This is a genomic window from Phytobacter massiliensis JC163 (assembly GCF_000321045.1).
GTDB classification, from domain to species: Bacteria; Pseudomonadota; Gammaproteobacteria; order Enterobacterales; family Enterobacteriaceae; genus Phytobacter_A; species Phytobacter_A massiliensis.
Genome location: NZ_HE578945.1, coordinates 1,083,586 through 1,096,807 on the forward strand (window position 1 = coordinate 1,083,586; position 13,222 = coordinate 1,096,807).

Consider the following 13,222-nt stretch of genomic DNA (forward strand, 5'->3'; position numbering starts at 1 on the left):
CAGATGGCCGCCAAGCAGTTGCAGGTTGACTATTTCGCGCACCGTATCCAGCGAGTGTTTATGCTGGGTAATGCCCATCGCCCAGGTGCAGATCACCTTTTTCGCCCCCTGCCAGACCGCCGCGGCGTCGCGCAGCTGCTGTTCGCTCAGACCGGACTGCATTTCGATGGTCTGCCAGGATGTCGCATCAATTTGCGCAAACCACGCGTCCATGCCGCGGGTGTACTGCGCCAGAAAGGCGTCATCAAAAATGCTCTCGCCTCCTGCGGCCAGACGCTGGCGCTGGGTCTCCAGCAGGGCTTTCGCCATCCCACGTACGGCGGCCATATCGCCGCCGAGATTGGGCTGATAATAGGCGCTGCTGATTGCGCCTGCTTTGGAGGTGACCACTTCCAGCGGCTTCTGCGGGTCGGCAAAGCGCTCAAGGCCACGCTCGCGCAGGGTATTAAACGTGACTATCCGCGCGCCGCTATCGGCAGCATGACGCAGGCTGTGCAACATCCGGGGATGGTTCGTTCCCGGGTTTTGCCCGAAGACAAAAATCGCGTCGGCATGGTCAAAATCGGCCAGGTGAATGGTGCCTTTACCTACGCCAATGCTACGTTTAAGCCCCGCGCCGCTCGCCTCGTGGCACATATTTGAACAGTCGGGAAAATTATTGGTGCCCACCATCCGGCCAAACAGCTGGTACAGGTAAGAGGCTTCGTTACTGGCACGCCCGGAGGTGTACAGTTCCATCTCATTGGGGTGTGACATAGCGCGAATATGTTCACCTGTCAGTGCGAAGGCGTCTGCCCAACTGATGGGCTCATAATGGTCGGTTTGCGGGTTGTAACGCAGCGGTTCGGTCAGCCGCCCCTGGTATTCAAGGAAATAATCGCTCTGTTTGCGCAGGGCGGTTACGCTGTGTTGCGCAAAAAAAGAGGCGTCAATCTGGCGGCGCGTTGCCTCCCAGGTTACCGCTTTCGCGCCGTTTTCACAGAAGCTGAATGTACTTTTATTGTCATCGCCCCAGGCGCAGCCGGGGCAGTCGAACCCGCGGGCTTTGTTCATCCGAAGCAGGTTACGCAGGTTTTTGAGTGCATTTTTGCTGTCGATAACGAAGCGGGTGGTGGCTTCAAGAGACCCGAGGCCGCCGGCAGCGGCGCGATAGGGTTTTATTGCAGTTTTGAATTTCATGTGTTCTTCCGGACAGCGGGTTGCTCAGCAGAAGTATATGCCGTGTAACAGCAACCCTTAATAAACAACTATCTTTTATCACACAATTAACAAAAAGTTTACTGTTTGCGCAACGGCGCGCCCGGTTACTCGGGCACGGTTTTACGGATGGCGGCAATAAGACCCTGCGTGCCGGTAGTGAGGGGGCCATCAGCGCGGGTGATGATGCCGATAGGATCGCCTACGCCCGGCGGCACTATTGGCAGGGCCGTTAACGTCCCCTGGCGCAGATCGTTTTTCACCGCCCCGGACGGCACAAACCAGACATAGTCAAAGTTAACGGTTAACTGGCGGGAGAGCGACGCCGAGAGCGTTTCGATACAGCCACTCGGTAGCTGGCAGCCCTGGCTTTGCAGCAGCTCTTCGGCGTTTTGCCGCGGTACTGTCCCCGTCGGCAGCACCACCACCGGCCATTCCAGCACCCGGCTCAGGGTGACGGTACTTTGCAGCAGCGGATGATTCGGGCGAACCACCAGCTTTAGCGACTCCAGAAAAAGCAGTTCATAATTCAGCCCGCTCATCATCTCAGGGTCGGCCATGCGGCCGATACCAACATCCAACTCGCCCGATTTCAGCCCGGCCAGCAGCATAGGGTTATTGGTGGTAGCAACCTGAATTGTGATATCCGGCTGCTGCTTGTGCACCTGACCAATGACCTGGGGAAGAATACCAAGGGCAGCGGTAGGCAGCGCCCCGACGCGGATCACCGCATTGTTCTGCTCGGGTTTATGATTCAGAGACTGTCCGGCGGTGTTTAGCGCATCCAGCACCCGCACCGCATGGGTTAAAAACTGTTCGCCCGTGAGGGTAAGCTGCGCGCCCATACGACCGCGCTCAAACAGGCGCGTTCCGGTTAGCTGCTCCAGTTCATTGAGGGTTTTGGAGAGCGCAGGCTGGCTAAGGTTGAGTGTTTCCGCCGCGCGGCCAAGCGTACCCTGCTGAGCGACGGCGACAAAAGTGTGAAGATGGCGCAACCGAATGCGCTGGGTGAACAGACCATTTTTTTCCATAGGATGATGTAAAAACGAAGCAGTACCCGTGACAAGTAATGTTATTAAAATTTGTTAACTTGATAGCAAAATACTCTTAACATTTAACACCGTTGAGTTACAAACAAATTTTATGCGCAGTGTGAGTTCTCCCGCATGTTGGTATGGGCATATGCATAATTTGTGGTTATGAAACCGGGGAGTAGGGATGTCAGGCTCCTTGCCGCGATCACAGTTTGTAAATTCTCTTCCACCTGTCCCAGATGGCTTCTCTACACTCCAGGTAACACAAACCGGAGGTAAAACAACATGGCGAGCACTATCACGGCGGATGAGATACGGGAGCAGTTTTCGCAGGCGATGTCGGAAATGTACCAGCAGGAAGTCCCGCAATACGGCACGCTGCTGGAACTGGTCGCAGATGTGAACCTGGCGGTGCTGGAAAATAATCCCCGCCTGCATGAGCAGTTGCTCAACGCCGATGAACTGGCGCGGCTGAATGTCGAACGCCATGGGGCTATCCGTGTTGGCACCGCCCGGGAACTCTCTACGCTGCGGCGGATGTTTGCGATCATGGGCATGTTCCCGGTGGGCTATTACGACCTTTCTCAGGCGGGCGTGCCGGTGCACTCCACCGCCTTTCGCCCCGTGGATGACGCCGCGCTGGCGCGTAACCCGTTTCGCATTTTCACCTCGCTGCTGCGCCTTGAACTGATCGAAGATGCGCCGCTGCGGGAGAAAGCCGCCGCGATATTGCAGCGCCGCGATATCTTTACCCCGCGCTGCCGTGAACTGATTGAACTGTTTGAGCAAAACGGGGAATTCACTCCCCGGCAGGCCAGCGAGTTTGTTCAGCAGGCGCTGGAGACGTTTCGCTGGCATCGTCAGTCAACGGTGGACGAGGCAACCTACCAGGCGCTTCATGACCAGCACCGGCTCATTGCCGATGTGGTCTGCTTTCCCGGCTGTCACATCAACCATTTAACCCCCCGAACCCTCGATATAGACAGAGTGCAGGCGCTGATGCCGGAGTACGGTATCGCCCCTAAAGCGGTAATAGAAGGGCCGCCGCGTCGTGACGTGCCGATTTTGCTACGCCAGACCAGCTTTAAAGCGCTGGATGAACCGGTGCGTTTCACGGGCGAGCATCAGGGAACCCACACGGCGCGCTTTGGCGAGATCGAACAGCGCGGCATCGCGCTTACCCCAAAAGGCCGGGAACGCTATGACCAACTTCTGGCAAAAGCGGGAACCGGCAAAGACAACTTGACGCATCAGCTCCATTTGCAGGAGGTATTTCAGGATTTTCCCGACAGCGAACTGCTGTTGCGCCGCCAGCAGCTGGCCTGGTTTCGCTATCGTCTGACGCCTGCCGGGGAGGCGCATCGTCAGGCCATTCATCCGGGGGACGATCCGCAGCCGCTAATCGAGCGCGGCTGGATTGTTGCGCAACCTATTATTTATGAAGATTTCCTGCCGGTGAGCGCCGCCGGTATTTTCCAGTCAAATCTGGGCGGCAGCGAGCAGCCGCGCAGCCACGGTAACGCCAGCAAAGTCGATTTTGAAGCGGCGCTGGGCTGCGAGGTACTGGATGAGTTCGTTCTGTATGAACAGGCGCAAACCCGCAGCAAACGGCGTTGCGGTCTGTTGTAAAATCGGTACTCTGCTACGGAAACAGTCTTACAGGATGTTGTCATGGAAAATTCCAGCTCCCCGCTGGCAGAAACCCGTTATGGCACTGTCGCGGGTATTACCGACGGCGCTTTTCATCTCTGGCGCGGCATACCCTATGCGCAGCCGCCCGTTGGTCCGTTACGCTGGCGCGCGCCGCAGCCAGTTGAGCCGTGGCAGGGTGTGCGGCTGGCCGATACGTTCTCTGCCGCCTGCTGGCAAAACCGTGAATTTTGCGAACAGCTCGCCGGAGGCGATCCGGGGCCGCTGTCGGAAGATTGTCTGTATCTCAATATCTGGGCACCTGCGGAAAGAAATGAACCGTTGCCAGTGATGGTCTGGTTACACGGCGGCGGTTTTACCATGGGGGCGGGCGACCTGCCGCCCTATGACGGTAAAGCCCTTGCCGGGCGCAATGTGATTCTGGTTACGCTCAATTACCGTCTGGGGCACCTTGGCTTCTTCGCCCATCCGGCGCTGATGGCGCAAGAGAGTGAGCCGGTGTGCAATTTCGGCCTGCTCGATCAGATAGCCGCCCTGCGCTGGGTCGCTGAAAATATTCATGCTTTTGGCGGCGATGCCAACAATATTACCCTATTTGGCGAATCGGCCGGGGGGCGCAGCGTGGTGTCGCTGCTGGCCTCGCCGCTGGCGAAGGGGCTATTCCATAAAGCGATTATTCAAAGCAGCTATACCTTACCGGATACCCCGCTTGCCGTGGCACAGACAAAAGGGGTAGACGTCGCGCGCTATTTTGGCCTTGAAAACGCGACGGCCGAAGCGTTACGGGCGCTGCCTGCTGATGCATTCTGGCCCCTTGCCGCACCGCTAAAAATCGCACCCGCGCCCATCGCCGGTGACTGCGTGCTGCCGGAGCCATCGCTGGACGTCTTCTTTTCAGGCCGACAACATCCGATGCCGCTTATTGTCGGCTCGAACAGCGATGAAGCCAGCGTGATGGCGGAGTTCGGGGTCGATCTCGCCGGGCAAATTGAAAAGCTGCGGCGTGAGCAGCGGCTCGGGTTGGGGGTGATTAAATTACTCTATCCTGGCGTAAAGGGAGATCAGGAACTGGGCCGCCAGGTGTGTCGGGATATGGCCTTTACCTCCCTGGGACTGGTCATTATGCAGGCTCAGCAACGTATCAATCAGCCCTGCTGGCGCTACTGGTTTGACTATGTCGCCGAAGCCGAGCGTGATACCTACCTGCACGGCGCATGGCACGGCAACGAAGTCCCCTATGTGTTCGATACGCTCACCCTCACCGAACCGGCGCGTCGCTATGTGAATGCGCGGGATTTGGCTTTTGCGGCAAACGTTGCCGATTACTGGGTCGAGTTTGCCCGTAATGCCGCGGCAGGCGTAGAGACGCTATCAGGCCCGGTTCGCTGGCGGGCAAGCGTGCGCGGCCGCGACAGGTTGTTGCGTATCGGGCTGAATAAACAGGCAGGGTTTCGTCTGGTGAACCGCTTTATGCGCGCGCGTCTGACCTTCTTTAAACGGGTGATGCGCTATCACGTTAAGCTGGATTAAGGTGACGAACTGTCAGCGTTGAGGGGATGTCATCAGGGTGACTTGTTAAGAACGCATTATGATGCGGGGCGGCAAGCCTGACGGCCAGGCTACCGCTCTGCGGATGGCGGTTACATCTGCGCAAAAATAATAGGCCTGTCCTGTTGTGACCCCTGGCGTTGATGTCCGGCAGGGGTCTTTTTCGTCAGAAGTAGTAACGCATACCCAGCCTGATACGGTACTGTTCCGCATGGTTATTGATATCTCTGTCCAGCCATGAGAGTTGTACAAAGGGCCGCCAGTGGTGGGTTATTTTCCACGAGAATTTATGGTTTAGCTCCCAGCTATGATCTTTACCATTTTTACGGTTATAATCGCCGCTGTTAAGATAAAGATCCGGTTCGAATTCATAGGTAAGGCTATCGTTTATTTTATAATTAACCACCATGACTAACTGGTGGTTGTCGTTATAATTCATCTCACTGTTAATATCCCGCGTCTGGTAATTCATATGGTTGTAGCGATATTTAAACGCTACCGCCAGATCGGGGTTTACACCGTAGCCGAGTTGTACATACGGTGAGGTGGTGGAACCGGCGCTGGTAGAATTAAGAATGCCGCCCGGGCTTAAGGTGAGTTTATCGGTTATTTCCCATAAAGGATACCAGCCTTCAAATTCATCGAAACTGTGCTTAAACTGATCTAATTCAGCGGTATTATAAACGGTCTGGAACAGTACCCCGGCCCCATTATCGAAATTATAACCTGCGCCAACTTTAAACTGATGTTCCTCCGAGGCGCTATTCCACGCCTCCCTGACTTCTAAATATCCTCCAGCCTGGCAAAAAGCGGGTAGGGCAACAGCCAGAAGTAGTATTGTTCTTTTCATTTTTTCTTACCTTTTAATTATTAGAGGCGTAACGTATCCTCAGCCATAGCTGATAGATTTACTTATTAATGTATTACCAGTATTTAGCGAGTGGCGCAGTTAGCCGGGAAACGGCTTCAAAAAAGAAATAATCTCCCCAGATACAATATTCATCTACACCGCGCTCTTTATTCATGTTATAGACCGCATGTAATAAATAGCCGCCATCCACATTTTCACCGTCAAAATAACGATCGCACAGCTGAGTCATGATGCGCAGCGCCTGGCGGGTAAAGTCGCCATGATCGGGGTCCAGCACCGACAGGTGGCGGGTTAGCTCCAGCAGACCGCAAACGGCAATCGCCGCAGCGGAGCTGTCTTTGGCGGTGCCAGGGGCGGTAAGTTGCAAATCCCAGTTGCAGACCCCGTCATCCGGGAGATGGGCAATAAAGTAACGGGCGGTTTCCACTGCCGCCTGCAAAAAGCGGCGCTCTCCGGTATAGCTAAAGCTCAGGGCAAAACCGTAAATTGCCCACGCCTGGCCGCGCGCCCAGCAGGAGTTGTCCGCATAACCCTGATGAGTTGTCCCCTTAACCGGTTCGCCGGTTTCGACGTTCATATAAAAGGTATGAAAAGTGGAGTAATCTTCCCGCACTAAGAAGTCGCAGGCCCGGCCAGCGTGACGCTGCGCCAGCTGCGCATAGCGAGGATCGCCGGTCTGTTCCGACGCCCAATAGAGCAGCGGCAGGTTTAACAGGCAGTCGATGATCATGCGTCCCTGCTGCTGAGGGTCATTAAGGTCGCCCCAGGCCTGGATAATTTGCGCGGTAGGGTGATAACGCGCCGTGAGCAGATTGGCCGCCTGTAGCGCATACTCTCTGGCTGCCGGGTCGCCGGTGCTGCGCCAGGCGTTTACGCAGGAGAGCGAGAAAAGAAACCCAAGATCGTGCGTTTCAATATCGTGGCGCTGCCGCAGGCGCTCGCCGTAGCCGGGAAGCTGGTTTTGCAGATGATCAAGAAACTGCGGATCGCCGCTCATTTGCCAGGCAAGCCAGGTCATGCCGCTCCAGAACCCCGTCGTCCAGTCGGTATTATCGGTCAGCGGATAATGGCCATTGATGCTACAGGCGGCAGGGTATTTGCCGTCGAACTGCGTAAGCTGGCGTGTAAGTTTGCCGCATATCAGCTGTGTTAATTTATGCAGGTCGGGGGTGAAACGAGAGTGTAATCTCACTTTTTCGACTAACAACATGTCGTGCTCCATCATGATAAAGAGGTCTTAGCGGTGCGGGCTGCAGGGGCGGTAGTTGCGTCGTTGTCGGTAAGCACAAAGATGGATAACAACGCGAAAAGCATCACAATGCCGCCCATAATGAAATAGGTATTGCCAAAGCCGATATGGTCGTACATATAGCCTACCGGCGCAGAGACGAATATGGTGCCGACATACATGGTGCACTGATAACCAATCAGGTACATGGTGGCATTCACTTTTTTATCAAAATGATTGGCAATATATTTGAATACGGCAATCAGCAGCAGGGCGTTTTCCAGGCCGTATAGCGGTTTGATAAAGGCAATCATTAACGGGCCGGTGGCAAAACCGGAAATAACCAGTCGCGCGCCAATCACCAGACCGGCAAATATCAATGCCCGACGTGCGCCCAGTTTATTAACGACCCAGGGCATAGAGAGCATCGAAATAAACTCGACGATAGCCTGAACCGTGCTCAGGTAGCCATACCAGGAGTTACCCGCTGAACTACCATGGAAAAAAGAGACAAAATAGCGCGGAAACTGCTGTTCAGCGATATGCATAATCCAGACAATCCCCGCCACGTAAAAGCAGAAGCGCCAGAATTTTCCCTGTTTCAGCAGCCGTTTTACATCGGGCAGGCTGATTTTTTTCTCCGGTACTACCGCGTTTTCATGGTTATCCGCAGCGGGAATCTTAATGCTGAACAGTAACCCCAGCATGATCAGCGAGGTAATACTACTGATTGTGAAGTTAATGGTCGGCGAGATATTAAACAGGACTCCGGCAAAGGAGGCCGTCAGCGCCGCGCCACAGGAACCCCACATCCGGATACGGCCAAACTCGAAGCCTTTCAGGCGGCCAAAACGATCGCAATAGGATTCTGAGGCCGCGATCCCGGCATACCATGCAAGGCTTAAATAGAGCGCGCCCGCCAGAACGCCCAAATAAAAAGATTCGCTGAGCAGCGGATGATAGACATAGACGAAAAAAGGCATCAGCAGTGACGACATGATCGCCACAAAATAGAGCAGGTGTTTTTTCATTCCCAGCTTGTCGGTGATAAAACCATATATCGGTTTCATCACCACGGCGAAGGCACCGTTAACCGCAAATACCGCGCCAATCTCCGCGCTGGTTAACTTCGCCTCCTGGCCAAGCCAGATGGAATAGAGGCTAAAGCTCATGGTCCAGATAACGAAATACAAAAACATAAAACCGCTTATCTTTATATAATCTAAACGATTAACTGTGGTCATTTTTCACTCCAGAAGGAAGCAGGATTACAAGGGGATAACCAGAAGCTGGTCATCCAGGTCGAGTTCTAATAGGTGCGGCGTAAGGCTGATATTTATGGGCACAGGCGGTGCTGCCGGGGTAATTCTCCCGCCGTCAATCCGACAACAGAGAATATGGCGGCCCGGTGTTAATTCGTGGGTTAAAACAGGCACGGCGCTACTACAGGGAAAAACAATATTGCTGACGGGCGGGCTGATTACAGGCGCGCAGGCACGCTTAACGGTCGGCGAAAAATCGTTAATTCTGGTGAAGTAGCCGGTTTCAGCGCTGGTTATCGTGCCGCTTTCCACATCAAACGCCGTGGCGGGATGTTCATGCACGGGAACCGGAAAACCGCCTTCGGCGCAGTTGAGCGCGCGCCCGGTGTCGATAACATGAATGCGAAGATGCCCCGTGCGCAGCGGGATTAAATGAGTTTTAATCCTGACGTCGGGCCAGGGTTGCCAGCATAAGGCAATACCGTTGTCGTCAATGCGCACTATCGATACATCACGCGGGCCGCGCCAGTAATCGTCGTGTTCGCTCAGCAGCAGCGTAGAGTCGCAGGCGTTGAGCGCCAGGCCATAACGGCTGCGTTCAAGGTTAAAGCCAAGCAGCGAGGAGTAGGCGAATTTTGCATACTTACTTTCACTATTGGCATAGCTCTTTCCCGGGATTTGCCCGGCATTCAGCAGGTAGTGATGGCCGCTCTGCCTGTCGTCCACCGCCAGCTGGCGCGCATGTTTAATCGCATGGTGGGCCGGTCGCTCAGGGAGCGGCAGTTCCTCGCTCTGCCAGAAGGGATGCGCATCGTCGAGGGCCAGTATCAGAAAAGGCTTCAGCGCCCAATAAGGCGAGCCCGGCGCGTTGTACTCTTCGGCCATGATCTCGTTGGCATATCCGTAGCCCACGGTAAGGATGCCGCGCGCGTCGGTGATGTCCTGTTTCAACCAGTAGCGCAGATGACGCAGAATAATTCCTTTGCTGACGCCTGCGGGCACTGTTTCAAGCCCGGCGAAGGCCGCGGCGCTCCAGAAGGCCGCCTGTGCAAAACGGTAAGTCATGCTGCGGCCATAGGGGATGGCGGCACCTTCATCGTCAAAAAAATGGATGAAGTCTTTGGCGAAGAGGCTGGCGCGTTCGCGCAGTTGCTGGCAGCGCGACGGATACACATCTGCCATCAGGCGCGCCCAGATAAGCCCGTAGAAGTGCAGCGCCATACCGTTGTAGTAATCGCAGGGGCGACCGGGCCCATCGCTGTACCAGCCATCGCCGAGATAAAAACTGTCCAGCAGCGCGAAATGCTTCTCGACAGTCGCCTGCGACCACGCCTCACCGCTACGGTATAACCCGGCTTCGACCATTAGCGGGAAGAACGACCAGTTATTCTGCGGGATTTTGGCCGTACGCAGGCTTTGCAGCCAGATGACCAGGCGGCCAAATGCGGGCTGGCCAAGGCGCTGGCGCAGGGTATCGCCTGCCAGCGCCAGCCCAAGGCCGAACACCGCCATCTCAACGCTGCGCTGGTCAAAATCCTGCGGCTCTCCCCAGTAGTGAGGATGGGACGGGTCGGTGCCGTCCGCCAGCATGCGCAGCACCGCCTCGCTGTCAGGATGATCTTCCCCAGCGAGCAGGGGAAAGAAGCCCCACATTAACCGACTGAAGGTTTCAAAAGCCGCTATTTTCTTGCCATACAGGGGGACGCGATTTCCCGTCAGGATCCCGGCATATTGGTCGTTTCGCTGTGACCAGACGGCATTAAAAAGAGAATTAAAACAGCTGCGAAGCGTGTCGCGGCTCTTCGGGAGTGTCAGCTGAGTGTCGGGTTGGCGCATATTTTTTGTCTCTGAATTTGAACTGAAACAAGGTTTCATCTAAAACTTGGTTGCGCCAGAAAATAAGTGACCCGAAGAAAGGAGATCGTTAAGAAGATCACAAAAAAATGCTGAAAAAGAGAACAAGAGAATCTTTACGCTGTTTTCAACATTTATTTTTAACTATGCTGAATCAAAATTTAACTATCTTGACCTTACCGCTATGACCGATGAAGCCTTGCTCGATCGCATTACCCTCGATGATTTCTCTACCGAGTTCAAAAGAAGCCGGGGGAAAAGCGTCAATTATTATCACTGGCATCAGTGTCTGGAGCTGCTCTACATTGAAAGTGGGGTGGGTATTGTGGTGGTGGATAATCAAAAATTTACAGCCAGACCGGGGCGGTTATTTATTTTTCCGCAGGGTAAAATCCACAAGGTCATGGTGGAAAATAGCGATAAAAATTGTTATGAACGGACAATTATTCATGTTGATGCCGCGATGATTGCCAGCTGGTTAAGGCCATTCACCCAGCGTTATAATTTATTTTGCGAAATTTCCGCAGCCGACGCGCGGGTCTCTATTTATGATTTGACCGATTCGCACGCACAAATTGAGAACCTGTTTTCTTTATTTTGGGAGAGCTACAAGGCATCCACCGGGAAAACAGAAGTCACGGCGCTGCTATTGCTTAATATTCTCAGTTTTCTCACCAGCGGCGTGTATGTGCGGGCCGGGAATAGCGGGCTGTTATCGTCGAAAATAATGCGCCAGATTGAAGCAACCTACACCACAAAAATCAGCTTACAGGGGCTGGCGGATAAACTCGGCGTCTCTGCAAGCTATGCATCGCGAACCTTCCGCAAGGAGACGGGGGGCACCATTCAGGAATACATTATCATCCGTCGAATCAAACATGCCTGTGAACTGCTGGAACATACCTCTCTTTCCATAGGGGAGGTGGCCGCGCAATCGGGCTTCAATCATGTCACTTACTTTATAAAATGTTTTAACGAGGCGCTGGGCTGCGCGCCGTTACGCTACAAAAATAACCACATCCGTAAAGGGGAGAAATGAGAGCCAGGCTGCCTCGCCCGGTAAGCCAGCCATACCTTTCTTTACATGCCTTTTCAGGCGGATCCGATCGACAAAAATATTTCCTCCTTTGCGCAGATTATCGCCGCTCAACAATTGGATTCTCAATCAAATTTGTCTAGAGTGGGCGGTCATTAATAATCAGATTTTGCCGCGGTTTCGCCCTGATGCGAAACCTCATTTCACGACCATAAGGACGTTTTATCAGGCATGAACCGCAGACGTTTCATTAAAGCATCAGTGGCGCTGGCCGCAGCGTGCGGGACCACCGGCTTTGCTTCGCTCTTCTCGCGTGCGGCGTTTGCTGCAGATTCCGATATCGCCGATGGTCAGAGCCGTCGCTTCGATTTTTCCGTGCTGCAGAGCATGGCCCGCGATCTGGCTAAATCGCCGTGGGGCGGTGCGCCGCGGCCGCTGCCTGATACCCTGGCGACCCTGACGCCGCAGGCGTATAACAGCATCCAGTATGACGCCAACCACTCTCTGTGGAACAATGTTGAAGGGCGGCAGCTCGACGTGCAATTTTTCCATGTGGGGATGGGTTTTCGCCGTCGGGTGCGGATGTTTTCTCTTGATCCCGCAACGCAGCAGGCGCGTGAGATCCATTTCCGTCCTGAATTATTCAACTACCACGACGCCGGGGTTGATACTAAGCAACTGGAAGGGCAAAAAGATCTTGGCTTCGCCGGTTTCCGCGCGTTTAAAGCGCCTGAGCTGGCGCGCCGCGATATCGTTTCCTTCCTGGGGGCCAGCTATTTCCGGGCGGTAGACAGCACATATCAGTACGGCCTTTCTGCGCGCGGCGTGGCTATCGATACCTTTACCGATACGCCGGAAGAGTTTCCCGACTTCACCTCTTTCTGGTTTGAAACGGCGAAAGCCTCGGATACCACCTTCACTGTTTACACTCTGCTGGATAGCCCGAGCCTGACCGGCGCGTACAAATTTGTGATCCACTGCGAAAAGAATCAGGTGATCATGGAGGTGGACAACCATCTCTACGCCCGTAAGGACATTAAACAGCTGGGGATCGCGCCGATGACCAGTATGTTTAGCTGCGGCAACAACGAACGCCGCGTCTGCGACACCATTCATCCGCAGATCCACGACTCTGACCGCCTGGCAATGTGGCGCGGTAACGGTGAATGGGTTTGCCGACCGCTGAACAACCCGCAAAAGCTGCAATTTAACGCCTTTGTCGATAACAATCCCAAAGGGTTCGGTCTGCTGCAATTAGACCGCGACTTTTCTCACTATCAGGATGTCATGGGCTGGTATAACAAACGCCCGAGCCTGTGGGTAGAGCCGCGCAACAAGTGGGGTAAGGGGAGCGTCGGGCTGATGGAGATCCCGACCACGGGCGAAACGCTGGATAACATCGTCTGCTTCTGGCAACCGGAAAAACCGGTGCGCGCCGGTGATGACCTGGCTTTCCAGTACCGACTGTACTGGAGCGCGCTGCCACCGGTTCGCTCGCCGCTGGCACGGGTTTACGCCACCCGAACCGGGATGGGCGGCTTC

The 13,222-nt window shown here is 54.6% G+C and carries 10 protein-coding genes; 4 read left to right on the forward strand and 6 right to left on the reverse strand.

Annotation, left to right across the window (positions count from 1 at the left end; all coding sequences use genetic code 11):
* Together ENTHG_RS05355 and ENTHG_RS05360 are read right to left on the reverse strand one after the other, a co-directional pair.
* Positions 1 to 1,179 (reverse strand): molybdopterin-dependent oxidoreductase (locus tag ENTHG_RS05355; RefSeq protein ID WP_044175457.1); only part of this gene is annotated, 1,179 nt, incomplete at its 3' end.
* A 125-nt stretch (positions 1,180 to 1,304) separates the two neighbouring features.
* Complete coding sequence (locus ENTHG_RS05360; protein WP_044175459.1) at positions 1,305 to 2,228, reverse strand: LysR substrate-binding domain-containing protein; 924 nt, start codon at positions 2,226 to 2,228, stop codon at positions 1,305 to 1,307.
* Between the two features lie 288 nt (positions 2,229 to 2,516).
* Between ENTHG_RS05360 and hglS the strand changes: the two genes are divergently transcribed.
* Positions 2,517 to 3,860 carry a 2-oxoadipate dioxygenase/decarboxylase HglS gene (gene hglS, locus ENTHG_RS05365; RefSeq protein ID WP_044175462.1) on the forward strand — a complete coding sequence of 448 codons (1,344 nt, stop codon included), beginning with the start codon at positions 2,517 to 2,519 and terminating at the stop codon, positions 3,858 to 3,860.
* Between the two features lie 42 nt (positions 3,861 to 3,902).
* The gene (locus ENTHG_RS05370) at positions 3,903 to 5,411 is read left to right on the forward strand and encodes a carboxylesterase/lipase family protein (protein WP_044175464.1); all 1,509 of its coding nucleotides are present in this window, start codon (positions 3,903 to 3,905) and stop codon (positions 5,409 to 5,411) included.
* Positions 5,412 to 5,595: 184 nt separating this feature from the next.
* Here ENTHG_RS05370 and ENTHG_RS05375 read toward each other — a convergent pair whose 3' ends face one another.
* From ENTHG_RS05375 to ENTHG_RS05390, 4 genes are all read right to left on the reverse strand, one after another.
* Positions 5,596 to 6,279, reverse strand: coding sequence for an oligogalacturonate-specific porin KdgM family protein (locus tag ENTHG_RS05375; protein WP_044175466.1), 684 nt, complete (start codon positions 6,277 to 6,279; stop codon positions 5,596 to 5,598).
* A gap of 73 nt (positions 6,280 to 6,352) precedes the next feature.
* Positions 6,353 to 7,510 carry a glycoside hydrolase family 88 protein gene (locus tag ENTHG_RS05380; protein WP_161624515.1) on the reverse strand — a complete coding sequence of 386 codons (1,158 nt, stop codon included), beginning with the start codon at positions 7,508 to 7,510 and terminating at the stop codon, positions 6,353 to 6,355.
* Between the two features lie 11 nt (positions 7,511 to 7,521).
* Entirely contained in the window at positions 7,522 to 8,772 is a 1,251-nt protein-coding gene (locus tag ENTHG_RS05385) for an oligosaccharide MFS transporter (RefSeq protein WP_044175469.1), read from the reverse strand.
* Positions 8,773 to 8,796: 24 nt separating this feature from the next.
* On the reverse strand, positions 8,797 to 10,626 hold the full coding sequence (locus ENTHG_RS05390) for a DUF2264 domain-containing protein (RefSeq protein WP_071825808.1): 1,830 nt from the start codon (positions 10,624 to 10,626) through the stop codon (positions 8,797 to 8,799).
* A gap of 202 nt (positions 10,627 to 10,828) precedes the next feature.
* Here ENTHG_RS05390 and ENTHG_RS05395 point away from each other — a divergent pair, with 202 nt between their 5' ends.
* Positions 10,829 to 11,683: an AraC family transcriptional regulator gene (locus ENTHG_RS05395; RefSeq protein ID WP_044175471.1), complete on the forward strand. Its 855-nt coding sequence runs from the start codon at positions 10,829 to 10,831 to the stop codon at positions 11,681 to 11,683.
* A gap of 228 nt (positions 11,684 to 11,911) precedes the next feature.
* Positions 11,912 to 13,222: glucan biosynthesis protein D (locus ENTHG_RS05400; RefSeq protein WP_044175473.1), on the forward strand; the 1,311-nt coding region annotated here is incomplete at its 3' end.

What these genes read in the sequence shown, in the direction of transcription:
- ENTHG_RS05360 (WP_044175459.1), bottom strand. Translation starts at nt 2,228, where the DNA reads ATGGAAAAAAATGGTCTGTTCACCCAGCGCATTCGGTTGCGCCATCTT.
- hglS (WP_044175462.1), top strand. Translation starts at nt 2,517, where the DNA reads ATGGCGAGCACTATCACGGCGGATGAGATACGGGAGCAGTTTTCGCAG.
- ENTHG_RS05370 (WP_044175464.1), top strand. Translation starts at nt 3,903, where the DNA reads ATGGAAAATTCCAGCTCCCCGCTGGCAGAAACCCGTTATGGCACTGTC.
- ENTHG_RS05375 (WP_044175466.1), bottom strand. Translation starts at nt 6,279, where the DNA reads ATGAAAAGAACAATACTACTTCTGGCTGTTGCCCTACCCGCTTTTTGC.
- ENTHG_RS05380 (WP_161624515.1), bottom strand. Translation starts at nt 7,510, where the DNA reads ATGTTGTTAGTCGAAAAAGTGAGATTACACTCTCGTTTCACCCCCGAC.
- ENTHG_RS05385 (WP_044175469.1), bottom strand. Translation starts at nt 8,772, where the DNA reads ATGACCACAGTTAATCGTTTAGATTATATAAAGATAAGCGGTTTTATG.
- ENTHG_RS05390 (WP_071825808.1), bottom strand. Translation starts at nt 10,626, where the DNA reads ATGCGCCAACCCGACACTCAGCTGACACTCCCGAAGAGCCGCGACACG.
- ENTHG_RS05395 (WP_044175471.1), top strand. Translation starts at nt 10,829, where the DNA reads ATGACCGATGAAGCCTTGCTCGATCGCATTACCCTCGATGATTTCTCT.